The following is a 25,853-nucleotide window of genomic DNA, read 5'->3' as shown; positions in this document are numbered from 1 at the left end:
GCTTTCTAGCACAAACTGCCAGAACATTTTCTATTGAATTTTTATACATTAAATAGTATAATCATACACATCGAGAAGAGAGAGAATGGTGATAAGAGATGACACAACTAAATACAGAAAAATTCAAAGGCAGGGATTTTATCTCTTTGCACGATTTTTCGCAAGAAGAGATTGCTTATATGCTAAAGGTTGCTGCAGATTTGAAGCGGGAGCGTAAAGAAGGCATTCCGCATCCGCACCTGCAAGGGAAAACCTTAGCCATGATGTTTACCAAATCTTCCACCCGGACCAGGGTTGCGTTTGAGGTTGGGATGTATCAGCTCGGGGGGCAAGCTCTTTTTCTAAGCAGTCGGGATATTCAATTGGGGCGCGGGGAGAGCATCGCCGATACAGCCCGGGTGCTGTCGCGCATGGTTGACGGCATTATGATCCGGACCTTCAGCCATCAGGAAGTGCTGGACCTGGCGGAATATGCCACGGTTCCGGTGATTAACGGTCTGACCGACCTGCTTCATCCAACGCAAGTGCTGGCAGACCTTTTGACCATCCAGGAGCATAAGGGTGAACTGGCGGGTCTTAAATTAGCTTACATCGGGGATGGAAACAATATGTCTCATTCTCTGATGTTTGGCGGAGCCAAAATGGGAATGCACGTGGTCATTGCCAGTCCCGATGCCTACCGGCCCAATCCGGAAATTATCGCATTGGCGCAGGAAGACGCGAAGGCCAACGGTGGCAAAGTAGAAGTAATATCTGACCTGCGAGCGGCTGCAGAGGGCGCGGATGTCCTGTATACCGATGTGTGGGCCAGTATGGGCCAAGAACAGCAAGCTGAAATCCGGAAACAGGCTTTCTCTTCCTACCAGATCAACACGGAGCTGTTAAAAGTGGCCGCAAAGGATGTCATTGTGCTGCACTGCCTGCCTGCTCACCATGGGGAAGAGATTACGCATCAGGTATTTGAAGGCCCGCAGTCCGTAGTCTTTGACGAGGCCGAAAACCGTCTTCATGCTCACAAGGCCATTATGGCGCTGGTAATGTAAATTCGGTTATGTTATAAAAGAAGTATTATCGACAAAGATCACGAGTCGGGAGGAGAGCAAGATATGAAAAAGGTTGTGTTAGCGTATTCCGGAGGGTTGGACACCTCCATCATTATTCCCTGGCTGAAAGAGACTTACGGGTATGAAGTCATCGCGATGGCTGCAGATTTGGGCCAGGGCGAAGAGCTTGAACCCCTTAACGAAAAGGCGATTAAAAGCGGAGCCAGTAAGATTTTTATTGAAGATTTGAAAGAAGAGTTTATCACCGACTTCATCTATCCCACGCTCAAAGCGGGAGCAGTTTATGAAGGACAGTATTTGCTGGGAACCTCGTTTGCCCGTCCCTTGATCGCCAAGCGGTTAGTGGAAATCGCGGACCAGGAAGGAGCGGTGGCGATTGCCCACGGGGCAACCGGGAAAGGGAACGACCAAGTGCGTTTTGAATTAACGGTGAAAGCGCTTAATCCGGATTTGGAGATTATTGCTCCCTGGCGCGTGTGGGATATCAAGTCACGGGAAGACGCCATCGATTATGCCCAGGCCAGAGGGATTCCCGTTCCGGTTACGAAAGCACGCCCCTACAGCATGGATCGCAATTTATGGCATTTAAGTCATGAGGGCGGCGACTTGGAAGACCCGTGGAATGAACCTCAGAAAGACATTTATCTGCTGGGTGTCGCCCCGGAAAATGCACCTGATACCCCCACTTATATTGAGCTTGCCTTTGACAAAGGCATTCCCGTTGCTCTTGACGGCGAAAAATTATCCCCGGTTGCCCTGATCGAGAAGCTGAACGAACTAGGCGGGAAAAACGGCGTCGGAATTGTGGACATGGTGGAAAACCGCTTAGTTGGCATGAAATCGCGTGGGGTCTACGAGACTCCCGGCGGCACTATCCTCTATACCGCTCACCAGGCCCTGGAACACTTGACGCTTGACCGGCAGACTCTCCATTACAAAGAGCAAATCGCCTTAAAATATGCGGAGCTTGTGTATGACGGCGTTTGGTATTCTCCGTTGCGGCAGGCGTTAGACGCTTTTGTTGACGTCACTCAGCAAAATGTGAGTGGGACGGTCCGCATCAAGCTTTATAAAGGCAATTGTACTTCGGTCGGAGTAGAGTCCCCGTATTCTCTGTATAATCAGGAATTTGTCACATTCGGACGGGATGGCGTCTATAATCAGAAAGACGCGGAAGGTTTCATCAACTTGTTTGGGCTTCCTCTCAAAGTTAGAGCACTCATGGAGAAGAAATCCGGACTTCGTTAATAAGTCAGGACTGCGCTCGGTGGCCCTAGAATTAAGCCTCGCATCTAAACGGTGCGAGGCTTAATTACTGTTTTTGACTGGAAATATGTACTTGTTGTCAGAGTCTTCGCTGCATGTCAATATTAGACAGAGTCTCTAAAATTCATGTCAATATAAAACAGGTGTCTTAAAACGAGACAAACCATGTTAATCCTTAGAAAATCCCCATATGTTATCGCTTTGTGAAATAAAGTGCTTCATTGAATCTCATTATGAGATTTTGGAAGGGCAGAAGGAGGGATGATTTTCTTAAATGGGTGTAAACGATATCTTATTTTAGCACATTAAAGACACAAAAACACTAAACAACTGCCAGCGAAATGACAGGTTGCTGGCTGGCACGGTTTTTGCTTTAATAACGGTTTTATGATGAGAGTTTCGGCGGTAAATCAGATGAGATAAAATTAGAGGCAGATCAAAGGTGATTTGAGAGCACAATGATTAGATTTTAAGGCAAAGAAAGGATGAGGGGAGTCATGGCTTACTCTGTAGTAGGAAAAAGTGTGCAGAGAGTGGATGCGGTGGCCAAAGTAACGGGTAAAGCCAAGTATACCGATGATTTCTTTGAAAGGGAAATGTTGGTCGGCAAGATTTTGCGCAGCCCCTATGCCCACGCGCTGGTCAAAAGCATTGACGTAAGTAAAGCGAAAGCTTTGTCGGGGGTTGAGGCAGTTTTAACCTACCAGGACGTACCGCACCTTAAATTCGCCACTGCCGGGCATCCTTATGCCCTTGATCCCAGCCATCGGGATAAAGAAGACAGATTAATTCTAACGGATAAGGCGCGCTTCGTTGGGGACGCGGTTGCAGCGGTAGTGGCAACAGATGAGCTGATTGCGGAACAAGCGCTGAAATTAATTGAGGTCGAATACGAGGTTCTGGAGGCTTTGACAACTACGGAAGCGGCGCTTAAGGAAGGCGCTCCCCTAATCCATGACGACTGTGAAGGGAATATCTTGGCTGCACGCGGGTATCATATTGGAGATATTGAAGCGACCTTGAGCGAATCAGACTATGTGTTTGAAGGGGAATACGAGACCGGCATTGTTCAGCACTGCCACCTGGAAAACCATATTTCCTACGCTTATCTGGATTCTGACGGCAGGATGATCATTGTGTCCTCAACCCAAATTCCCCATATTACGAGGAGAATTGTGGCTCAGGCCTTAGGACTCCCCTGGGGCCGGGTACGCGTGATCAAGCCTTATATCGGCGGTGGGTTTGGCAATAAGCAGGATGTCTGTGTTGAACCCTTAAACGCAGCCATGACCTTGGCTGTCGGTGGCAGGCCGGTTAAGCTTGAACTCTCCCGGGAAGAATGCATGATTGATACCCGGACGCGTCACGCTTTTAAATTCAAAATTAAATCCGGGGTTTCCAAAGAGGGTAAATTAAAAGGAATCCAGATCGAGGCAATTTCCAACACCGGGGCTTATGCTTCCCATGGGCATTCTATCGCCATGAGTGCGGGAACAAAGTTCCGACCGCTTTATGCTTTTGAATCGATCAAGTATGACCCGGTCACAGTCTACACCAACTTACCGGCGGCAGGGGCCATGCGGGGTTATGGCGTTCCGCAAATCCAGTTCGCCCTTGAAAGTCATGTCGATGATATCGTAGCAAAACTTAATCTTGATCCCATCGAATTCCGGCGCCGGAATTTGGCCGGGGTGGGGTATGTTGATCCCTTAAGCAAGAATAAAGTCTACAGCAACGGCCTTCAGGAGTGTATCGACAAGGGCAAAGAGTTGATTCGCTGGGAGGAGAAACAAGCCAGCTACAGGCAGCAGAGCGGGGACAAGCGTAGGGGCTTGGGCCTAGCCTGTTTCGCCTATGCCTCCGGAACCCATCCAGTGGGCTTGGAACTTTCCGGAGCGCGCATCGTGCTTAACCAGGACGGTTCGGTTCAGCTTCAAATCGGAGCCACGGAGATCGGCCAGGGCAGTGATACCGTGTTTGCGCAGATGGTGGCTGAGATCCTGGGGCTTCCCATGGATATGGTGCATGTCATCTCCACTCAGGATACGGACATCACCCCGTTCGATACCGGGGCCTATGCCTCGCGCCAGACTTATATTACCGGGATGGCTGTGAATAAGGCAGCGTTGGAAGTCAAAGAGAAGATTCTGGACTTTGTTTGGGGAATGACGGATATTCCGGCTGAGATGCTGGATCTTAAAGAGCAAAACATCGTTTACAAGCATTCAGGCCAAGTCCTGATGCCTTTGGCTGAAGCGGCCATGCATACGTACTATGACACTGTTTTTGCCAAACCGGTTACAAGCGATACATCCAATAACGCCCGTGTGAATGCCATGTCATTTGGCGTGACTTTTGCAGAGGTTGAAGTTGATATCAAGACCGGAAAAGTAGAAGTCTTGGAAATTTACAATGTGCACGACTCAGGTAAGATTATCAACCCGCAACTGGCAGAAGGGCAAGTGCACGGCGGGGTCAGCATGGGAATTGGGTATGCCCTGATGGAGCAAATGCTTTTTGATGAAAAAACCGGCAAGCCGTTAAACAACAACCTGCTTGATTATAAGCTGCCGACCATGATGGATACTCCGGAAATCGGCGCGGCGTTTGTGGAAACTGAAGACCCGACCGGCGCTTTCGGAGTGAAGTCTTTGGGAGAACCGCCGGCTATTTCCCCGGCACCTGCCATCAGAAATGCGGTGCTGAAGGCAACGGGTGTGGCTTTTGACCGCTTGCCTATGAACCCGCAGCGCGTGTTCGAGAAGTTCAAGGAAGCCGGATTAATTTAGGAAGGCGGTGATTTAATGTATAACATTAAGGGATACTGGGACGCGCACACAGTTCCTGAAGCAACTGAGCTTTTGGCTCAAAATCCTCAGCTCAGAATCATTGCCGGAGGCACGGATGTCCTCATTAAAATGCATCATGGGCAGTTCGAGGAGGCAGAACTTTTAAGCATTCGCGGCATCAAGTCACTTCAAAGCATCAGGCAGTCGAAAGACGGTACAATCCTAATCGGGGCTTTGGCCACTTTCAATCAAATTTTTAACGACCCCGTTATTCAAGCAAATATCCCTGTTTTAGGGGAAGCGGCCATCTCGATGGGCGGCCCCCAAATCCGCAACATCGCCACCATGGGCGGGAATATCTGTAATGGGGCGACCTCGGCGGACAGCGCCTCCACACTCTTCGCCCTTAATGCTAGCTTGAGGCTTGAGTCAAGCGCAGGCGAGAGGCTTGTTCCGATCCGGGAATTTTATCTGGGTCCGGGCAAAGTTGATTTGAAGCCTGGAGAACTCCTGACTGAGTTTGTGATCTCAGCGGAAGAGTATCAGGGCTTTGGTGGGCATTACATCAAGTTTGCCACGCGCAAGGCCATGGATATCGCTACTTTAGGAGTTTCGGCCATGTGCCGGGTAGACGGGAGCACCTTGGCCGAAGTAAGAATCGGGCTGGGTGTAGCCGGACCGACCCCGTTAAGATGTGTTGAGGCTGAAGAATTTGCCCAAGGCCAGGAGATCACGGCCGCAACCTTAGCAGAAATCGGCAAACTGGCCGTGAAATCCACGAAAGCCAGGACCTCCTGGCGGGCTTCCAAGGAATACCGGGAACATTTAGTCGAGGAGCTCACGCAAAGGGCACTCAAAACTGCCATTGTCAGGGCTGGAGGTGAAGAACTTGCTTAAGAGAATTTCCTGCACGGTAAATGAGAAAGCGGTAAGCGTCGAAGTTGATGTACGCGAATCTTTGCTTGAGGTCTTACGCAATCGTTTAGGGTACACTGGAGTCAAAAAAGGCTGCGGGGTCGGGGAATGCGGCGCGTGTACCGTGCTGGTTGACAGTATGCCCATTGATTCCTGCATCTATCTGGCTGTCTGGGCCGAAGGCAAGAGCATTACAACGATTGAAGGGGTGGCCCATGACGGGGAGCTGTCTAAGGTGCAAAAGGCCTTTGTCGAAGAAGGGGCCGTTCAATGCGGTTTCTGCACTCCCGGCCTGGTTCTGACGACAACGGCGCTGGCGGAGAGCGGCAAAGAGTTGACGCGGGAGGAGCTTAAAAGAGAGTTGTCCGGGCATTTCTGCCGCTGCACAGGTTACAATAATATCCTTAAGGCAGCGGAAAAGTCCCTCGATTCTAAGGATCATAAATGTGAATGCGGTCACCACGACCACAAATAATTTACACAGGAGTCAGAACTCAGGAGTCAGGAGACAGAATGAGGGAGCATATTCTCGTGGTATTCTGAGTACTGACTACTGAATTCTGAGTACCTAAATTGTAACTTTAATAAGGGGGAGCGGAGAAAATGAGCGATATTATGCGCCAAATCCCGTTTCAGAAGCTCGTAACCTGGGTATTTGAGGAGTACGGGCACAACAAGTCGATTTTCGGCATACCGGAAGGCAAGTTTTACAGTAATAAGAGCGGCAAGTTTATTACCATGTTCGGCGAAGCGCTTGACACGCCTATCGGTCCTGCAGCCGGACCCAACACACAATTGGCCCAAAACATCATTGCTTCTTACCTTAGCGGCAGTAGGTTTTTCGAGTTAAAGACCGTGCAAATTCTCGACAAGCTGGAATTTCCCAAACCGTGCATCAGGGCTGAGGACGAATGCTATAACACAGAATGGTCGACCGAACTTGCCATCGAAGAGGCCATGGCTGAGTATGTAAAAGCGTGGTTCGTGCTGCACATCCTGCAAAAGGAACTGTTTAATGTTGATCGACGCCGCTTTATGTTCAACATGAGCGTCGGGTATGACCTGAAAGGGATCAAGTCCCCTAAGGTTGACGGCTTTATCGAAGGTTTGAAGGACGCTGCAAACACTGCGGTTTTCCAAGAGTGCAAGGCTGTCTTGCTCGCTGAAGCAGAGGCAGAGAGATTCCAAAACGTTGATAAAGAGTATATTGAGGGTATTTCCGCGAATATTTGCAATTCGATTACTTTATCCACCATGCACGGCTGCCCGCCGGCTGAGATTGAGGCCATCAGCAGCTACCTGCTCAGTGAAAAGAAACTGCACACTTTCGTGAAGATGAATCCGACTCTGCTCGGATACCGCTTTGTGCGTGACACGTTCGACAAAATGGGGTACACCTATGTTGAACTCAAAGAGGAATCTTTCACGCACGATTTGCAATATGAAGACGGCGTAGCCATGTTAAAAAGACTCAAAGCGGTTGCCAAAGAAAATAAGCGAGAATTCGGGGTTAAACTCTCCAATACTTTGCCGACGAAAATCACCAAAGGTGAGCTGCCGGGGGAAGAAATGTATATGTCAGGCCGCTCACTCTATCCCCTGACCATAAACTTGGCCCTCAAACTGGCAAGCGAATTTAACGGGGATCTGCGGATTTCCTTTTCAGGCGGTGCGGACTTCTTTAACATCGCTAGCATTTTTGCCACCGGCATCCGGCCGATTACCTTAGCCACCACCCTGCTCAAACCGGGCGGGTATACGCGGCTGGAGCAGATGGCAGCCGAACTGGAACCGACTTTAGACAACAGCGAGTCTGCCCGGATTGACCTCGTCAAGTTGCAAGAGCTGGCTGCAAGTGCCTTCGCTGACCCCAACCACCTCAAAGACAAGAGACCAGGTGGTAGCCGCAAGATCCAGCGGAAATTGCCGCTTGCCGACTGCTTCGCAGCCCCGTGCACATACGGCTGCCCGATCGGTCAGAATATCCCGGAATATACCCGTCTGGTCGGAGAGGGCCGTTATCAGGAGGCTTTCGCGGTTGTGGTGGACAAAAACCCGCTGCCGTTTATAACCGGTACAATTTGCAACCACAACTGCATGACTAAATGCACCCGCCTCGATTATGACGAATCAGTCCTAATCCGGGATCTAAAACTTATGGCTGCCACCAACGGATATGACGGTTTTATCGAGAGGTTAAGCCCGGCTGCGCCCAAGAGCCCGGCCAAAGCAGCAGTTATCGGGGCTGGCCCATCCGGCCTGGCCGCAGGCTACTTCCTGGCGCGAGCCGGCCTTGAGGTCACAATCTTTGACAAAAGGAAAAAGGCGGGGGGCACTGTGGAATATGTGATCCCTGACTTTAGGATTGCCCGTGGGGCGATTAGCAACGATATTGAACTCATCAAGCGCATGGGTGTTAAGTTCGAGTTCGGCGCAGACCCGAATTTCTCCGTCCCTGAACTCAAGGAGAAAGGTTACACTTACGTTTATCTAGCGATCGGGGCCGGGAAAACAAATTCCTTAGGGCTGGAAGGGGACAATCATAAGGTAATGGGGGCGATTCCGTTCCTCGAAGAATTCAATAAGAACAGGAATGCGCTTAAGTCCGGCAAGAATGTGGCTGTCATCGGCGGCGGCAACTCGGCGATGGACGCTGCGCGGGCAGCCAAACGCCTCCCCGGAGTGGATAACGTCTATATCATCTACCGCAGAACCAAAGCCTATATGCCCGCTGACAGGGAGGAACTGAACCTGGCTCTGGAAGACGGGGTAGTGTTCAAAGAACTCCTTGCTCCCATATCTCTCAAGGATGGGATTCTTAAATGCCAGAAGATGGAGCTGGGCCAGCCTGATTCTTCGGGCCGCCGCAGCCCGGTAGCAGTTAAAGGGGAATTTGAGTCAATTCCGGTTGACACTGCCCTCGCGGCGACGGGTGAACTGGTGGATTACGACCTTCTCCGCCAAAACGGTCTCGAAGTGGATGCTCAAGGAAAGATCAACATCAACCCCGAGACGCTGGAAAGCAGTGTGGAAAATGTCTTTGTCGGCGGGGATGCGCTCTATGGACCAGCTACGGTCGTGACCGCGATTGCCCACGCTACCAAAGCTGCCAAAGCGATCGTTGTCAAGGAAAATCTTACTTTCGGACAAGCAATTGCGCCGACAATTTCCTTTGACAATGATAAACGCCTCACACAAATCGCGTCCAGGAAAGGTGTCCTTCAGGCCGCAGGTAGCGGTGCTGAAGAGGCTCACAGGTGCCTGGAATGCAATTATGTGTGCAACATTTGCACCGAAGTCTGCCCGAATCGGGCCAATGTCGTGCTTAAAGTGGACGGTCTTAAAAATGTTAACCAAGTCATCCACGTGGACGGGATGTGCAACGAGTGCGGCAACTGCGCGACGTTCTGTCCCAGTGATGGTGCCCCGTATCAAGATAAATTCACCCTTTTCTGGAGTAAAGAAGACTTAGCCAACAGCGCGAATTCCGGTTTCCTGTTGCTGGAGGACGGAGCAGAGCCGGTATTCAAGGTCCGGCTTGACGGCAAGATCCTGACGGCGCAATTTGATGCTAGCGGGAAATCCAGGGTACTTGAGGATTCCGTGGCCGCGCTTATTTGGGCAGCTTACAAGAATTATAATTACCTGATCAGCCAAGATTAATTAAGGTAGCCATGTGCGGGGCTAGTTCCAGGGTGATTGTTTTTAAGGTTAGACATTTGGAAAAGGCGGGTGATGAATGGGCAGGAAAAAATAACAAGCTAGAGAAAATAACAAACTAAAAAATATTACAAACTATAAGATAAGGCCCGCAAACAACCCCCGCACTGTTAAGTTACAAAGTTCTAAGGTGACAAATCCTTAAAAAAGTAGGAGGGGAACTAAATTGGCCAATAGTAAACACCCCGTTGATGAAATCCTACCTGCCGGACAGCTTTTCCTGTATGGGTTACAGCACGTTCTGGCCATGTATGCCGGAGCAGTGGCCGTTCCGCTGATTATCGCGGCAGCCGCCGGCCTTACCAAAGAGCAAACCGCTTTTCTGATCAACGCTGACCTGCTTACTTGCGGTATTGCTACTTTGCTGCAGACGCTTGGCTTTTGGAAGCTGGGGATTCGGATTCCGGTTATCCAAGGGGTCACCTTTGCCGCGGTCACTCCGATGGTCTTAATTGCCAAAGAAGGTGGCATGGTTGCTATCTATGGCGCGATTATTGTAGCCGGTCTTGTTACGTTCCTTTTAGCGCCATTCTTTAGTAAACTTTTGCGCTTCTTTCCCCCTGTTGTCACAGGGAGTGTCATTACCGTGATTGGTATCTCTCTTCTGCCAGTTGGAGTTAACTGGGCCGCAGGAGGATTAGGGAATAAGAATTTCGGTTCCGTAACTTACCTGGCGGTCGCGGGGATCGTGCTTTTAACCATTCTCTTGATTAACAAGTATTTCAAAGGGTTTATCGCTAACATTGCGGTGTTGCTTGGCCTAATCGTCGGCCTGATCGTTGCTATTCCTCTTGGTCTTGTGAATTTTGACGGGGTTTCAAAGGCTCCTTGGCTCGGTATCGACACCCCGTTCTATTTCGGCCTGCCTGTATTTGATGTGGGGGCTATTGTAGCCATGATCTTAGTGATGCTGGTGGTCATGGTGGAATCGACCGGGGATTTCCTGGCGATCGGAGAAATTGTCGACAAACCGATCACAGAAGAAGACTTGACCCGGGGCCTTAGAGCGGATGGCTTGGCAACTGTGTTTGGCGGAATCATGAACTCCTTCCCGTATACCGCCTTTGCCCAAAACGTTGGTCTGATCGGCCTGACCGGAATTAAGAGCCGCTTTGTCGTCGCCACTTCCGGTGGAATTCTGGTCTTAATGGGCTTGTTCCCCAAACTGGCAACGATCATCGCTTCTTTGCCTAACGCTGTCCTCGGCGGAGCCGGAATTGCCATGTTCGGCATTGTGGCAGCAAGCGGGATTAAGACTTTATCCAAAGTCGATTTCCAAAAGAACAATCACAATATCTTCATCGTGGCCATCAGTGTGGGCATAGGACTTATTCCTTTGGTGGCTCCGACCTTCTTCAATCATTTCCCGGCCTGGAGCCAGACGTTCCTTCACAGTGGAATTACCCTCGGTTCCTTAACCGCTATCATCCTTAATGCTTTCTTCAACGGCGGCGGTTCGAGCGAGGAAATGAAAAAAGAACTTGCAACGAATGCCGGAATGGAAGTCTAAAAAATGTGCGGTGGGGAAGCTCGGCTTGCCCCACCCTTCCATCGAACCACGAACATCGAACATCGAACCACGATTTGGGGAGGAGGGCTAAATATGCTCCTGATTGGGAATGGAACCGTTTTAACTTTAGGCAAAGACAACAAAGTTATCGCACAGGGTGCGGTCTTAATCGAAGGTGCTAAAATTCAGGAGATCGGGGACAGCGCCGAGTTGCGTGAGCGCTTCCCGCAGGCGCAGTTTATCGACGCCCGTGGCCATCTGATCATGCCCGGGATGATCAATACGCACATGCATCTTTACAGTACGTTTGCCCGGGGCATGGATGCCAAGAGCAAGCCCCCCAAGAGCTTCCGCGACATCCTGGAAGGGTTATGGTGGAAGCTTGATAAACAGCTGTCCCTGGATGATGTCTATTACAGTGCGCTGGGACCGCTGATTGAGTGTATTAAAACAGGGACCACAACGATTGTCGACCATCATGCCAGTCCTTATGCTGTCACGGGGAGCCTAAACACAATGGCCAAAGCGGCGGAGGAAATCGGGGTCAGGGCTGCTTTCTGCTATGAAGTGAGCGAGCGGGACGGGGACAAGATTACGGAGGAAGGGATCAAAGAAAACGCTGATTTTATCTCTACCTGCGCGTCCCAGGCTAATCCGATGACAGCCGGGCTGTTTGGCCTGCATGCTTCCCTCACCTTGTCTGACAGAGCCCTGGCCCAGTGCCGGGAGGCGGCCCAGACTTCCGGGAGCGGATTTCACGTTCATGTGGCCGAAGGGATTGAGGATTTGGAGGACAGCTTGGCTAAATCCGGGCTGCGGGTGGTAGAACGTTTAAATAAATTCGGCATTTTAGGGCCGAAGACGATTGCAGCCCACTGTGTGCATGTTAACGATGCGGAAATGGAAATTTTGAAAGAGACGGGCACCCAGGTCGTGCACAATCCTGAGTCCAACATGGGCAATGCCGTGGGAGCCGCTCCGGTGCTCAAAATGCTGAACCAAGGCGTCATGGTTGGACTAGGGACGGACGGGTATACGTGCGACATGTTCGAAAGCGCGAAAGTGGCTAATGTTCTGCAAAAGCATGTGGCAGCCGACCCCAGTGTGGCTTGGGGGGAAGTGCCCCAGATGCTTTATGGCAATAACCCGCATATGGCTGCACAGCTTTTCGGCGGTTCGTTTGGGGAACTACACGAGGGTGCCTGGGCCGATGTGATTGTGGTGGATTATGTTCCGCCCACGCCGATGACTGCGGCCAACTGGAGCGGACACTTGCTCTTCGGCGTTTCCGGCAGATCGGTTGAGACCACGGTAGTGAACGGGCGCGTGCGCATGTTAAACAGGGAATTAGTCGGTATTGACGAAGAGGCGATTTTGGCCCGTTCGCGGGAGCTGGCACAGAATCTCTGGCAAAGGATATAGCAGATATATATAGCAGATATATAAGGATATAAAGGTGATCAACTTGAAAAATGTACTAGGACTTCGCTGCATCAAATGCGGTAAGGAACTTCCGGCCCAGCCTGGTATTTATACCTGTCCGTCCTGTGGAGCCAAGGAAGGGATTCTTGACGTTGAGTATGACTACCAGGCCATTAAGAAGGAAACGACCAGGGAGGAATTGGGTAAAGGGAAAGAACACTCAATTTTCCGCTACCTGCCGTTGTTGCCGATTAAGCCTGAGACCCCGCGCCCACACCTGAGAGTGGGGTGGAGCCCCCTTTATAAACCGGCGGGGCTTGCTCAAAGCCTGGGGCTGAGTGATCTCTATGTGAAAGATGACGGGCAAAATCCAACCGCTTCTCTCAAAGATCGGGCCTCGATTATCGCCGTGATTAAAGCGGTGGAAGAAGGGGCTGCTACTATCGCCTGTTCTTCCACCGGGAATGCGGCTTCATCTCTGGCCGGGAGTGCGGCAGCCATGGGGATAAAGACTTACATTTTTGTTCCGGGCAGAGCCCCGCAAGGGAAGGTCGCCCAACTCCTGATCTTCGGTGCCAATGTTATCAGTGTGCAGGGTTCGTATGAAGAGGCTTTCCGCCTGTCGGCAGAAGCTATTGAGCGCTGGGGCTGGTATAACCGCAATGCGGCCATAAATCCCTATCTGGTGGAAGGGAAAAAGACGGTCGCGTTGGAGATCGCGGAACAGTTAAACTGGCAGGTTCCGGATTGGGTTGTGCTCTCGGTTGGGGATGGCTGTACCATTGCCGGGGTTTTGAAAGGGTTCAAAGACCTGTACCAGGTGGGGTGGATCGATCGGCTGCCAAAAATAGTGGGGGTCCAGTCTACCGGATGTTCGCCCCTAACAGACGCATTCCTTGAAAATCGTCCTTGGCGTCCGGCGGCGGAGAACACTTTAGCTGACAGTATTGCGGTCGGCGTGCCGCGCAACCCGGATAAAGCCCTGCGGGCCGTAAGGGAATCAGGCGGCACAATGGTAGCGGTTAGTGACGAGGAGATTCTTGATGCCATGCGGCTTTTGGGACGGACGAGCGGCATCTTTGGCGAGCCTGCCGGAGTAACCGGTTTGGCCGGGCTTAGACGCTTAGTAGAGCAAGGAATGATCCCTGCTGACGCCAGGATTGTGTCGATCGTGACCGGGAATGGACTTAAAGATGTCAAGAATGCCATTGCGGCAGCAGGAGAACCGATTAAAGTCGAGCCCGTTCTTGATGAGCTTATCAGAAGCTTGGAAAAAAAAGGATTGGCTTAGGGCATATTTAGATTAAAAAAAGTAACATCATTAGGAGGAAAAAACACATGGCAAAAATTCCTTTTGGACCCACTTATTCAGAAATGTTAAACCCGCAAACGATTGACCCGCAAATTCGCGCACAAGCGCTGACTGCCAAAGACAGCAACGAGCTTGACCCGATCAATCTCTTCAATATTTCCTGGAAAGATGAAAGCGGCGAAGTGCGTAAGGTCGTGCTTCCGAAAGAGTTGACAGGGACAGAAGCGAATATAGTAGTGATGCTGGGGAAATATTTCCCCTCAGGTTCCCATAAGGTCGGCCCCGCCTATGCTACTCTGATTGAAGGGTGTGTCGATGGGGATATTATCCCGGGTGAGCACACGATTCTTGGACCCTCTACCGGGAACTTTGGCATTGGTGTCTCCTATATCTGCAACTTAATGGGCTATGACGCCGTGGTCATTATGCCTGACAACATGAGCAAGGAACGCTACGAGCGCATCCAGAAATACGGGGCTAAGCTCGACCTCACGCCAGGAACTGAGTCAGACGTAATCCTAACCTTGCAGCGGACGTATGAATTGAAAAAAGACCCCAAAAACCGCCCACTTGCCCAATTTGAGCTCATGCCTAACTATCGTTTCCATCGCTATGTCACAGGCAACTCAGCAATTGAAGCAGTCAAGGGGATCGGCAACGGACGTATTGCCTGTTTTACCTCCGCTCCAGGATCGGCAGGGACGATTGCTGCCGGGGATCAGATTAAGCAGGTGTTTCCCGAAGCCAAAATTGCTGCCCTTGAACCGTATGAGTGTTCTACTCTGGCTGATGGCGGGCGTGGGCAGCACCGGATTGAGGGTATCGGGGACAAAATGTGCACCCTGATTCATAACATCAACACCACGGATTTTGTGGTGCTTATTCCGGATGATGATGCAGTGCGCGGTCTCAAAATCCTCCAAGATGGGGCGGACATCCTGGAAGAGCTAGGTGTGTCCCCGGAACAAGCCTCGGCCTTGCACGGCCTCTTTGGGGTATCAGGAGTGTGTAATATCTTAGGCGCGATTAAGATGGCTCATCACCTGCGCTTAGGTCCCGATGACAATGTCGTAACCATTGCCACGGATGGCTTTGACCGTTATCCCTCTGTCTTAGAGGATTTGGAAAGCCGTTATCTGGAGACAGAGAACTTTGTGTTGCGGCGCTGGGCGCGGGATATTTTCCTTAAAGCCAACACGGACAATATTGTTGATTTCCGCAGCGCCCAAGCCAAAGAGCAGCTCTACAAGCAAAAAGAAAAGGATTGGCTTCCTTTTGGCTATGCCCAAGAATACCTTGATGCCATGAAAAAGGAGGAATTCTGGGAAAAAGAGTTTGCTAAAGTTGAACATTATGACCAGGAGATAAAGAAGCTCCGCGAACAGGAATAGCACTATTCGTGTATGAGACAATTGCATAGATAGAAAGGGTTATGGAGACAACGGCTACCATCCTCGTCAAGATGATAGCCGACGTAATAAATAGATCTTAGAATATTATGCCAAGTGCGATAAGAATCAAAATAGCAATGGCAATAATACCTGCACCAACGCCAACGCCCCCACCAACAGGGGCAACAGGAGGACAACCTGCTCCACCGAAACCCATTCCGTACAAAATCATTTCCTCCTTTCTAATTTAGAATACGATACCCATTGCGATAAGCAGAAGAATGATAACTACTACGATCGCGATGCCTGTCATAGAGCGAGGAAAACCGTCTACAACGCCAGTACCAAACGCCATCTGCATATCCTCCTTTTCCAGAAATAGTACATGATATGCTTTGCCCAATGAAGTCGCCATAAATTGGGAAAGGTGTAATTAATCAATAGAATTGGGCAAAGCAAGGATAAAGTAGAGCCGGGCATAAGCGGCTAACTCTTACTAGCTAAAACCGCCGCCGGAAAACAAATGGATTAAAAAACGGAAAGAAGAACGGAAAAAAGAAGGGGCTAAAAAACGGACTAAAAAATGGAAAACGTCTGAAACCAACCATAAGATCTATCCTCCTTTCGTGTAATGCAATGTGGTAATATTTGGGGTTGATATAGAATATGTAACTAGTCCTAAAAGGTGCAAAGCAAGAATGATTGCCGGAAAATCTACTTTTGTTTGAAGACATGAAGGCAAAAGAAGTGAAGTCATATGGAATGATTAGCATAAGAATCTGCGGGCAGAACAAATTACCCAGGAACTTTCCGGTTCCTATCGAATCGGTTATAAAAAATCAAAAAGCTATTGGTTTGACCAATGCCTTGGTTCAATTTAAGACCAACATACTGGAAGGGATGCTGCAATGCAAATTGAGAAGCCAATCATTACTTAAGAATTTTAAACAGGTCAAAACGGGATTTACAGCTGTAGCTAGTGAACCTCCCCCACCTACATTTCATGTTGAGGTAGGGGCTTCCAGCTAGCCCAAAATGCATGTCTCAATGGTATCTCGATTTAAGATTCCTCACCCGAATGGGTGTGAGTCCATCTATGACACCGGCGTTAGAAAGCCCCTCCCAGTCAACGGGAGGGGCTTTCTAACGTTTCACCAGATGAGTTTTATAAGACTGTCGTAACTGCCGTAGGCTTTTTTCATTGTTCCAATTTCTTTAATCGTTACTTCTCTTTTGCTGCTAACTCATTTAATGCCTGGGTTAAATCTCCATTCAATTTTCCGAGTGCTTGTTTATCCAAGGGGCTTGCCTTAGCTCCTGCTATCGTTGGATCAAGAAATTGTTCTACTTTTTTATAAAGATCCGGGTACTTCGTTTTTACGCTATCTTCAAAGGGCCTCCAGACATCTTCTAACTGAGGCCCAGTTACTTTAACTTTTGCTTCATCTCCAGTGTCTATAGCCGTTTTCAAATCGGCTGTGATGCTAAGCATCTTTGTCACACCCGATTTAATGTCCGAAGAGGTTGGATTAGATGTCTCTTGTTTAGATGTATCTTGCGATCCCTTTTGTTCCGTCTGGCTTGGTGTCGTGGCTGTTGTGTTGGTTGCGCCACATCCGGCAAGACCTAAACTGATTACAATAGTTGAAGCAAGGATTATACGAGATAATTTCATTGAACTCTCCTCCTAAATATTTACTTAATCTTATTATTTTGTTTCGTGCGATTCTTTGGTCAAGGGTTTTTTAGCTGTTCTCCGTTTCCAAAGAATGACGGCTAACGCACTGATCACTAAAGCAATCTGGGGAAGGGTGCTTTGCCACGATGGATAAAGAGCTAAAAAGTCGATATTGGGGATATTCGAGGCAGTTGTTGATGGGATTGTACCGGCCAATTGCAAACTACGAATCCCCATTCCGGTAAACTTAATAGATAAATAGAAGACGATAACACTGGAAACCATGAAAAAGGGGCGAATAGGAAGCTTCAATCCTAATCGAATCATTAAATAAGCCAGAGTTGCAAGTAAGCCAAACCCGACTACTAAACCAAGCACAAGTTCTTTCATATTAATCTGATTGACCATCCCTATAAAGAACAGGACTGTTTCTGTTCCTTCCCTAAAGACGGCGAGAAAAGAAAGAACTCCCAAGGAAACCATCCGTCCGGAATCCAAAGCTGATTCACTTTTCGTGCGAAGGTACTTTTGCCAATCTGCAATATTGGATTGACTATGCAGCCAATAACTCATGTATAAGAGCATAACAGCTGCAATTACTCCGGTCCATCCATTGATCAGGGCATTGTTATTACCGAATGTGCCGGAAGAGAAGACAAACTTTACAACGATCGCGATAATAATGCTGAGGATCATTCCACCTAAAACCCCAAGCCAAATCCATCCGTTTCCCTTGGTTCGGCCAGACTTCTTAACAAAAGCCAGTAAAGCAGCAATAACCAAGAGAGCTTCAAGGCCTTCACGTATTAGGATCATCGCGGCATCCCAAAACGTATACCCGGATTTGCTCGCCAGTGGGCTCAGGTAATTGATCATCTGATCCAACAATTGAATCGCGCCTTGATAATTGGGTGGATTCGCCGAAAGCATTGCATTGACAGTGACCATGTCTCTTTCCGAATCGCTATAAACGGCTGCGGATTGAGCAACTACAACTCCTTCTACGCTTAACCAGGATTCCCGTACTTTCGAAATCCCGGACAGCGCCGATTGCTGTTCATGGTCTTGAGCCTTAAGCTTCGTTTGTTGTAACAGGATGATGAAATCACTTAATGAAATATTTTGTTGTTTAAACTGTTGACCCTTGGGGAATTCACCCCGAATGAACTTTTCATTCACATTCTTTAGCCCTTGAAAGGCCTGGGCTATGTTTTCCTGTTTGTTTTGGATGAAGGCATAATCCACTTGACCCATATTGGATTCAATCTCTTTATACGCGTCTCCGGATTCTTGTTTTACGCCATCTTCGATTTGTCCCCACATATCACGAAATTTTTGGTAGTTTTGTTTTGCTTCGGGTAATTGCCCTTGGTTTGTCTCCGCCAATGCTTGATCGATATAAAGGTCCGCTTTGGCCATGTTGTCTGATGCCTGAGTTGAGGCCCACACCTTGATAGGACTAAACATTGTTACCAGAACTGTTAAAACGAGCAATGTAGTTTTAATTTTATGCATTATTTATCACCCCCTCCAATTAAATGATTATGATAATTGTTCTCATTAAGAGATTATACTCTTAATGCTGATTAAGTCAATAGGTTTTGTTGGTAATAAGGAAGATCGTATTATTACCGCAGTAAGCGACGGTCGCTGATGATGGTGATCGAGGCCGGAACGGCCCGGGAAGGGCTAGAACTTCTGAAAGGCCATGTTCTATCTTCGGTGCTTTTAGCGGCGCAGGAGCGCATAAACTGGGACTGGTCGAGCTTGCTGATCATGGGACTCTTTTCCTTGATGAAATCGGTATATCAGTCACTTGACTTTGCTATGCTTCAGTGTTATTTTATCTTTTGGATACTGCTAATTACAGTATAGTTAAAATAACATCATACTGTAATTAGCACGATACTGTTTTTAACGAGAAAAGAGTAGAGCAGAAATGACAAGGAGGAAAACGTAATGTCAACTCACCAACATTTCCATAATCACAATCATGAGATGAGGGAAAAGATCCTCCCAGCCGAAAAAATTCTCTTACGCTTCGGGCTAAAGACCGGGCAGAGTTTAGCCGATTTAGGCTGTGGACAGGGTTATTTTTCACTTAAAGCTGCGGAAATTGTCGGGGCGCAGGGGATAGTAAAGGCAGTTGATATCAATGCGGAACGGTTGCAGTTCCTGCAACAAACGACCCAAGAACGCGGGATCGCGGAGCGGATTGAGACTTATTTGGCCCAGGGAGAGAGTGTGCCCCTTCCGGATAAGAATGTGGATATAGCTCTTGTTTCCAATGTTCTGCATGAATTAAACGATCCGCTAAAATATCTGCTGGATACCAAGCGAATTCTCAATAACAATGGTGAGATTTGGGTTATTGAATGGCAGAAAAAAGAGACGCCGATGGGACCACCGTTAAGTGAACGCCGCTCACTTGAAGAATGGATAATGACACTGGAACAAGCAGGTTTTGAAGATGTTTGGGTCCAAATTTTTCATCCGGTCCATATTTTATTACGTGGCTCAATCATGAAAAATACGGATTAAGCAATGGGAATACCATGGAAAAGTGGTGAAATATGCGTAAAATGCATGGGCGGCATACTCCGGCCTTTTTACTGTTATTTTTGACAGATAGTCCATCTTATGGAGCTTTACTTCTGTCAAGATTACAAACCGAACTTCCTTATTGGCTATCCGATAGCGCTGTCGTTTACCGAAGCTTACAAGAAATGGAGAAGAACGGTTTGGTCAAAACAAATTGGGAACTGAGAGAGACCGGTCAACCCCGAAAATGGTACACCATTATTCCTAAGGGTTTATTAGCGCTTCAGGAATATGAACAAGATATCCGTCAACGTCATGCAAATTTCGAATTTTTTTTGTCGCACTATGGTACATTTATTCAAGACACCGCAAGAGATTTTCCGAACCCGTAAGCAATCTTATTAGAGCAGATTTTTCCATGCCCATCTCTTTGAGGTTACATAACATGGGATTGAAGTACTCCACAATGAGCTCACTAAACTAAACGCATTTTGTGAACATCTAAAAGAGGTGACTTTAATAATTAGGTTCGATCAAGGTTCTGAAAACTGCTGAATCAGGACGGGAAATTCTGCTCTATCGTATTAAACCGGGTGAAACCTGCATTATTATGCTTTCTAGTGCATTAGGCAATATACCTTATCCTGCGACGGCTATCGTTGAGCAGGATGTGGAGGCGCTAATGATTCCGAAAGGGTTATACAAATATTGGCTGCAACAAATTCCTGCTGTTCAGATGTTTACCTACCAAAGTCTGGCCAAACGTCTGGGTAGCGTCATGGCTCTCATCGAGGAGATTACGTTCAAACGAATTGACATACGTCTTATCCGTTTTCTTCTGGAGCATACTTCTGAAAGGGAGGCCATACTTTACAAAACTCATGAAGAATTAGCTATCGAACTCGGAACTGCGCGGGAGGTCATCAGTCGCATCTTAAAGAATATGGAAGGTGATCATTTCGGTCTGGTTCCACTTTTTACAGCCTTATTAGGATGGTGTCCCCTTTATTCGCTTTTCGGCATGAATACCTGCAAGAGAAAATAATCTTTGAGCAAGGAGACATACTCTAATAAATTCTTAAGCCCGCAGCGCTGTAACTGCGGGCTTTCCCTTTCTCTGGAACAATTCCGTTACTGCAACAGGCTTTAGAGCAGTAGAGACGCATTTTACCGGAATAAACGCAGACCGCTGATAATCACGGCAATTGTACGGATCTTATTACAACGCTAAAGCATTAATTATGTGCGAAATGTTGGCATTAAATTTGCATAAAACCATAGGTATATTAACTTTGATCATTCAACTTAGGAGGAGATACAATGTCAACGCAAACTCTCAGCACATGGCAAGCACCTGAGGAAATCGTTCCTTACGCACGCATAGAATGGGTTAAGAACAGGATGTTGAAAGAATACGGAGAGGGCACGTCAACCGCTCTTTTTCATAAAACGGAGATAGCTAAGGCCCGCGCTTTCCATCGTACTTTTCCGGATTACCGGCCCACTCCGCTCCATTCTCTCAAGTCTCTGGCCAAGACCTTTGGCGTGGGCGGAATCTATGTCAAAGATGAATCCCACCGTTTTGGGCTCAATGCCTTTAAGGCCTTAGGCGGATCTTATGCCGTGGCTAGGTACTTGGCCCAGCGCCTAAACCGTGACCTTAACGAGCTTCCTTTCCCTGTGCTTACTTCTCCGGAAATCAAAGCGCAGTTGGGTGAGATTACGTTTGCCACCACGACGGACGGCAACCATGGCCGCGGGCTGGCTTGGACTGCAAGGCAGCTTAAACAAAAAGCCGTAGTCTATATGCCCAAAGGCTCTTCCCTGTATCGTCTGGAAAAGATCAGGGCTGAAGGGGCTGAGGCCTGGATTACGGATCTCAACTATGATGATGCGGTGCGCATGACTGCAGCCAAAGCGGCAGAGAACGGTTGGGTCTTCGTTCAAGATACCTCCTGGGAGGGTTATGAGGAGATTCCCACCTGGATCATGCAGGGCTATGGCACGATGGCAGCGGAAGTAACTGAGCAAATGCCTGAGCTCGGCGCGGATAAACCAACGCATGTTTTTGTCCAGGCTGGCGTGGGAGCCTTCGCCGGGGCTGTCCAGGGCTATTTTGCGTCTTTGTACCGGGAGAGCCGACCCCAAACCATTGTGGTGGAGGCTAATAAAGCAGCTTGCCTTTTCCGCTCAGCTGTAGCCGCTGACGGCAAACCGCGGGTTGTGGGCGGGGATATGGACACGATTATGGCAGGACTAGCTTGTGGGGAACCAAACCTCATTGGGTGGAGAATGCTGCGTGCTTTTAGTGATTTGTTTGTCTCGTGTCCTGATGCGGTTGCCGCTAAAGGGATGAGGATTTTAGGCAATCCTTTGGGTAGGGATCCCAAGGTTATTTCCGGGGAATCCGGCGCAGTCACGACCGGGCTGCTGTGGGCTCTGGCTCATGATGAGAGGTTAAGCGAAGCCCGTGCGGCTCTAGGACTAAACGAGAATTCGCACATACTCCTGTTTAACACCGAGGGAGATACTGATCCTCTTAAATACCGCAGTATTGTGTGGGATGGGGAAATTCCTTCGGCTGCGCGGTAAAGAATTTTTGTACTAGATTTTGGGAAGCAAGCGAGATCCAGAGTAAGGGTTTCCTGACTTCCCCTATTTTTTTCTTAAAAATTAATAAACCAATTCTCATAAATAGAAGTAGGAAAAGCTCTAAAATTAGCGAATTAAATCTTTAGGAGTATCAATATGATACAAAAGTCTTATTTTAGGGTGGGGATAAAATGTACCAGCTTCGCGACATCAAAAGCACGGTCCAACAAACGGCAGATGCAATTGCTGCCGCGCTTAAGCTCGAAGTTGAGATTGCGGATGCGGATTTAATTAGGGTAGCCGGCACGGGAAAATACCGGAAACTGTGTGACCGTCCTTTAGACGATGGGTTCGTCTACCGGCATGTTATGAAGACGGGGATTCCGGTTATCATCGACAATCCCGGGTTTCACGAATTGTGCCAGCCTTGCGTGAGCCGGGGGCAGTGCCTGGAGTTCTATGAAGTGGCCATGCCCATACGCGCCGCTGACCAGATTATCGGGACAATCGGCTTATTGAGTTTCGATGAAGAGCAAACAAAGCGTCTCAAGGGCAACAAAGATTCCCTCCTGCGTTTCCTGGAGAAAATGGCGGAGCTCTTAGTGGGCAAGGTGGTGGAGCATTACCAGAGCCGGGAACGTGAGCTTCTGACAAGCCAATTGCTTACGGTCCTAAACCTCCTCCATGACGGAATTTTGTTGGTGAATAATGAAAAGAAAGTGACACATTACAACACCCTGGCTGCCAAAATGCTAGATATTGGGGAAGGGCAGGAACAGATCTTAGCTCAGTTGTTGGATGAAAAACGCTTTTGGAAAGCAGTTGTCCAGGGGGAGAGTTTTTCCGGCCAGATTAAGGGTAAAAGGGTAGCGACCCAGCTCTATTGCAATGCCGTACCCATCAATAAAGGCGGAACAATCGAAGGCGCGGTGATCACGCTTAAAGACCTTCAACAAATTAAGAAAATCGTTAAAGAAGCTACCGTCAATGAGATTGAAACAGATTTCTCTGAAATAATTGGCAACTCCGGTAAAATGAGCGAACTTAAGAAAATTGCGCTCCGGGTCGCTCCGACCAATGCAACCCTGCTGATTCAGGGTGAGAGCGGCACAGGGAAGGAACTCCTGGCCAGGGCTATACATCAAAGCAGTAAAAGGAAGGGCCATGCCTTTATTGCCTTAAACTGTGGCGCAATCCCCGAAAATTTGTTGGAGAGTGAGTTGTTCGGCTATGAAGAAGGGGCTTTCACGGGTGCTCGCCGTGGCGGCAAACTGGGGAAATTTGAGTTGGCACACCAGGGTACGATTTTCTTAGATGAAATCGGGGACATGTCCCTGCATTTGCAGGTCAAGTTGCTCCGCGTCCTGCAGGAACGGCGGGTAGAACGGATCGGCAGCACCCGGTCCATCCCCGTGGATGTACGGGTTATCGCGGCGACCCACCGGGATTTGGAGAAAATGGTTTTGGCAGGGGAGTTTAGGGAAGATTTATATTATCGGTTAAATGTAATTCCCTTAACGATTCCACCCCTGCGTGACCGGATGGAAGATATTCCAATTTTAATTCAGTTCTACTTGGAACACTACTCTCAGCTGACCGGAAAAGAGGTAAAAGGAATTTCTCCGGAAGCTGAAGAGGTTCTCATAAAATACTCCTGGCCGGGCAATGTAAGGGAGTTGGGGAATGTCATCGAATACTGTGTGACCATGGCTCCTGGTGAACTGATTACTCCGGAAATCCTGCCCAAACGGCTGAAAACAGAACACAAGCCAGATCCACAAGACTTGTCCCTAAATCTAAGAGCCCTGGAACGGCAAGCGATCATGAAAGCCTTGAGCATGGCCATTGCTGACGGCCATAAGGAAGATGCGGCCAGGCTTCTGGGCATCAGCCGCGCGACGCTCTACCGCAAGATTAAAGAGTACAATATTTCCGAGAGCAAAACGTATGCGTAAGCATTTATTCGGATCGCACCACGCGACTACGCTCTGAAAAAGGCTTGTGTACAAATGTTAGACTGTCGTATCAAGATGAGACAAAATCAGCCTCAGCCCTGATTTCTCCGGGGTTAGGGACGATTCGAGCCGGGGTTCGAATATGAGTGTATCAATTTGAGACGCAGCGACGCAACCGCTACCTAAGCAAGAGATGTGGCAGGGAGAAAATAAGTGCGAAACCGGCCAAAGAAATAAGTATGAAAGCGGCAAGTGAACGAGCCGAGAGTAAAAAATCCTGGCGAATTGATTCATTGGCATAGTTTTTGCAAAAATAAACTAAAAGTGTGGCAACAAGTAATTACATCAGCGCTTTGGGATTTTTGAATGGACGAGAAAGGGGAATTTGCATTGGACAAGGACTTTGCCAAGATCTTGGAACTGGCGCAAAAGTACGAACCGGAAATGAGTAAGTTCCTGCGCGACATGATCGCTATTCCCAGTGAAAGCTGTCAGGAAGAAAAAGTGGTCTTGCGCATCAAAGAGGAAATGGAGAAAGTGGGCTTCGATAAAGTAGAGATCGACCCCATGGGCAATATTCTCGGCTATGTTGGGCATGGCAAACATGTGATTGCGATGGACGCCCACATTGACACCGTGGGCGTGGGAGATAGGAGCCTGTGGCAATACGATCCTTACGCAGGCTATGAAGATGATGAAGTAATCATTGGCCGCGGTGCCAGCGACCAGGAGGGCGGGATGGCCTCCATGGTGTATGCCGGCAAGATCATCAAAGAATTGGGCCTGGAAGACGAGTACACGCTGGTCGTTGTGGGCTCAGTCCAGGAGGAAGACTGCGACGGCCTCTGTTGGCAGTACATCATCAACGAAGACAAGTTGCGTCCGGAGTTCGTGGTGAGCACAGAGCCCACAGACGGCAAGATCTACCGCGGACACCGCGGGCGCATGGAAATCAAAGTCACGACCAAGGGGGTAAGCTGCCATGGCTCGGCTCCGGAACGCGGGGACAACGCCATTTACAAAATTGCCCCCATCCTCTTGGATTTGCGTGCTTTGCATGAGAACTTAAAAGATCATCCCTTCCTGGGGAAAGGCAGCCTAACGGTTTCCGAGATTTTCTTTACTTCTCCTTCGCGCTGCGCAGTGGCTGACAGTTGTACAATCTCCATTGACCGCCGTCTTACGGCCGGCGAGGATGCGGAATATGCTTTGAATCAGATCCGCAACCTGCCTTCTGTCAAAGCCGCTAAGGCCGAAGTCAGCATGTACACCTATGAGCGCCCTGCTTACACCGGTCTGGTCTATCCGACAGAATCGTATTTTCCAACGTGGCTGATTGAAGAAGATCATCCTCTGTGCTCGACCTTAATGGATTCCTATAGGGAACTGTTTAAGGAAGAACCTGTGCTCGATAAGTGGACATTCTCCACGAATGGAGTTTCCATTATGGGCCGTTACGGCATTCCTTGCATCGGGTTTGGCCCTGGACATGAGGCCGAAGCTCACTTCCCGAACGAACGGACTTGGAAGAAGGAACTCGTGAATGCCTGCGCTTTGTATGCGGCTATTCCCCAGGTTTATCTCCAGAAGTATGTGGACAAGATGCCGACGACCACTGAAAATTTAATGAAGATCCGGGATTAGATTCTTAAGTATTCAAACTTAACTGGATAATGACTTTTATCATAAGATTAAGGG

20 protein-coding genes and 1 pseudogene are annotated in these 25,853 nt (G+C 48.7%); 18 read left to right on the top strand and 3 right to left on the bottom strand.

From position 1 onward, the window contains the following. Positions 1-98: 98 nt before the first annotated feature. The 10 genes from argF to ACYQ2N_RS07895 all read left to right on the top strand — a co-directional run bounded on the left by argF (position 99) and on the right by ACYQ2N_RS07895 (position 15,389). Complete coding sequence (gene argF / locus ACYQ2N_RS07940; RefSeq protein WP_459998653.1) at positions 99-1,043, top strand: ornithine carbamoyltransferase; 945 nt, start codon at positions 99-101, stop codon at positions 1,041-1,043. 63 nt (positions 1,044-1,106) lie between these two features. Continuing rightward, on the top strand, positions 1,107-2,312 hold the full coding sequence (locus tag ACYQ2N_RS07935; RefSeq protein ID WP_459998652.1) for an argininosuccinate synthase: 1,206 nt from the start codon (positions 1,107-1,109) through the stop codon (positions 2,310-2,312). A gap of 515 nt (positions 2,313-2,827) precedes the next feature. Continuing rightward, the gene (gene xdhA / locus ACYQ2N_RS07930) at positions 2,828-5,119 is read left to right on the top strand and encodes a xanthine dehydrogenase molybdenum-binding subunit XdhA (protein WP_459998651.1); all 2,292 of its coding nucleotides are present in this window, start codon (positions 2,828-2,830) and stop codon (positions 5,117-5,119) included. A 15-nt stretch (positions 5,120-5,134) separates the two neighbouring features. Continuing rightward, the gene (gene xdhB, locus ACYQ2N_RS07925; RefSeq protein WP_459998650.1) at positions 5,135-6,016 is read left to right on the top strand and encodes a xanthine dehydrogenase FAD-binding subunit XdhB; all 882 of its coding nucleotides are present in this window, start codon (positions 5,135-5,137) and stop codon (positions 6,014-6,016) included. After that, complete coding sequence (gene xdhC / locus ACYQ2N_RS07920; protein WP_459998649.1) at positions 6,009-6,509, top strand: xanthine dehydrogenase subunit XdhC; 501 nt, start codon at positions 6,009-6,011, stop codon at positions 6,507-6,509. The genes xdhB and xdhC overlap by 8 nt, the downstream gene beginning before the upstream one ends. A gap of 128 nt (positions 6,510-6,637) precedes the next feature. Continuing rightward, positions 6,638-9,697, top strand: coding sequence for a putative selenate reductase subunit YgfK (gene ygfK / locus ACYQ2N_RS07915; RefSeq protein ID WP_459998648.1), 3,060 nt, complete (start codon positions 6,638-6,640; stop codon positions 9,695-9,697). Between the two features lie 223 nt (positions 9,698-9,920). After that, complete coding sequence (locus ACYQ2N_RS07910; RefSeq protein ID WP_459998647.1) at positions 9,921-11,264, top strand: nucleobase:cation symporter-2 family protein; 1,344 nt, start codon at positions 9,921-9,923, stop codon at positions 11,262-11,264. Between the two features lie 93 nt (positions 11,265-11,357). Further along, a complete protein-coding gene (gene ssnA, locus ACYQ2N_RS07905; protein WP_459998645.1) occupies positions 11,358-12,686 on the top strand; it encodes a putative aminohydrolase SsnA in 1,329 nt (442 codons plus the stop codon). Between the two features lie 43 nt (positions 12,687-12,729). Further along, on the top strand, positions 12,730-13,977 hold the full coding sequence (gene thrC / locus ACYQ2N_RS07900; RefSeq protein WP_459998643.1) for a threonine synthase: 1,248 nt from the start codon (positions 12,730-12,732) through the stop codon (positions 13,975-13,977). A gap of 47 nt (positions 13,978-14,024) precedes the next feature. After that, positions 14,025-15,389: a PLP-dependent cysteine synthase family protein gene (locus tag ACYQ2N_RS07895; protein ID WP_459998642.1), complete on the top strand. Its 1,365-nt coding sequence runs from the start codon at positions 14,025-14,027 to the stop codon at positions 15,387-15,389. A gap of 97 nt (positions 15,390-15,486) precedes the next feature. Here ACYQ2N_RS07895 and ACYQ2N_RS07890 read toward each other — a convergent pair whose 3' ends face one another. Next, on the bottom strand, positions 15,487-15,615 hold the full coding sequence (locus ACYQ2N_RS07890; RefSeq protein WP_459998640.1) for a hypothetical protein: 129 nt from the start codon (positions 15,613-15,615) through the stop codon (positions 15,487-15,489). Positions 15,616-16,109: 494 nt separating this feature from the next. Here ACYQ2N_RS07890 and ACYQ2N_RS07885 point away from each other — a divergent pair, with 494 nt between their 5' ends. Further along, positions 16,110-16,418 carry a hypothetical protein gene (locus ACYQ2N_RS07885; RefSeq protein WP_459998639.1) on the top strand — a complete coding sequence of 103 codons (309 nt, stop codon included), beginning with the start codon at positions 16,110-16,112 and terminating at the stop codon, positions 16,416-16,418. Positions 16,419-16,611: 193 nt separating this feature from the next. On the opposite strand, the gene ACYQ2N_RS07880 is transcribed toward ACYQ2N_RS07885, so the two are convergent. Together ACYQ2N_RS07880 and ACYQ2N_RS07875 are read right to left on the bottom strand one after the other, a co-directional pair. Further along, on the bottom strand, positions 16,612-17,064 hold the full coding sequence (locus ACYQ2N_RS07880) for a hypothetical protein (RefSeq protein WP_459998638.1): 453 nt from the start codon (positions 17,062-17,064) through the stop codon (positions 16,612-16,614). Positions 17,065-17,097: 33 nt separating this feature from the next. Then, on the bottom strand, positions 17,098-18,582 hold the full coding sequence (locus ACYQ2N_RS07875) for an FTR1 family iron permease (RefSeq protein ID WP_459998637.1): 1,485 nt from the start codon (positions 18,580-18,582) through the stop codon (positions 17,098-17,100). A gap of 206 nt (positions 18,583-18,788) precedes the next feature. On the opposite strand from ACYQ2N_RS07875, the pseudogene ACYQ2N_RS07870 reads away from it, so the two are divergent. The 7 genes and pseudogenes from ACYQ2N_RS07870 to ACYQ2N_RS07840 all read left to right on the top strand — a co-directional run. Further along, positions 18,789-18,872 (top strand): annotated as a pseudogene (locus ACYQ2N_RS07870) (sigma 54-interacting transcriptional regulator); the annotation flags it as partial. Positions 18,873-19,026: 154 nt separating this feature from the next. Beyond that, positions 19,027-19,608, top strand: a complete 582-nt coding sequence (locus tag ACYQ2N_RS07865; protein WP_459998636.1) for a class I SAM-dependent methyltransferase — start codon at positions 19,027-19,029, stop codon at positions 19,606-19,608. A 32-nt stretch (positions 19,609-19,640) separates the two neighbouring features. Continuing rightward, positions 19,641-20,000 carry a PadR family transcriptional regulator gene (locus ACYQ2N_RS07860; RefSeq protein WP_459998635.1) on the top strand — a complete coding sequence of 120 codons (360 nt, stop codon included), beginning with the start codon at positions 19,641-19,643 and terminating at the stop codon, positions 19,998-20,000. Positions 20,001-20,140: 140 nt separating this feature from the next. Continuing rightward, positions 20,141-20,653: a YgaP-like transmembrane domain gene (locus tag ACYQ2N_RS07855; RefSeq protein ID WP_460000488.1), complete on the top strand. Its 513-nt coding sequence runs from the start codon at positions 20,141-20,143 to the stop codon at positions 20,651-20,653. 275 nt (positions 20,654-20,928) lie between these two features. Beyond that, on the top strand, positions 20,929-22,200 hold the full coding sequence (gene dpaL, locus ACYQ2N_RS07850) for a diaminopropionate ammonia-lyase (RefSeq protein WP_459998633.1): 1,272 nt from the start codon (positions 20,929-20,931) through the stop codon (positions 22,198-22,200). Between the two features lie 191 nt (positions 22,201-22,391). After that, positions 22,392-24,155, top strand: a complete 1,764-nt coding sequence (locus ACYQ2N_RS07845; RefSeq protein WP_459998631.1) for a sigma-54-dependent Fis family transcriptional regulator — start codon at positions 22,392-22,394, stop codon at positions 24,153-24,155. A 366-nt stretch (positions 24,156-24,521) separates the two neighbouring features. Further along, positions 24,522-25,799: a YgeY family selenium metabolism-linked hydrolase gene (locus tag ACYQ2N_RS07840; RefSeq protein ID WP_459998629.1), complete on the top strand. Its 1,278-nt coding sequence runs from the start codon at positions 24,522-24,524 to the stop codon at positions 25,797-25,799. The last annotated feature ends 54 nt before the right edge of the window (positions 25,800-25,853 follow it).

The sequence above is a fragment of the Paradesulfitobacterium aromaticivorans genome, assembly GCF_054657415.1.
This window is presented reverse-complemented; position numbering and strand designations above follow the sequence as displayed.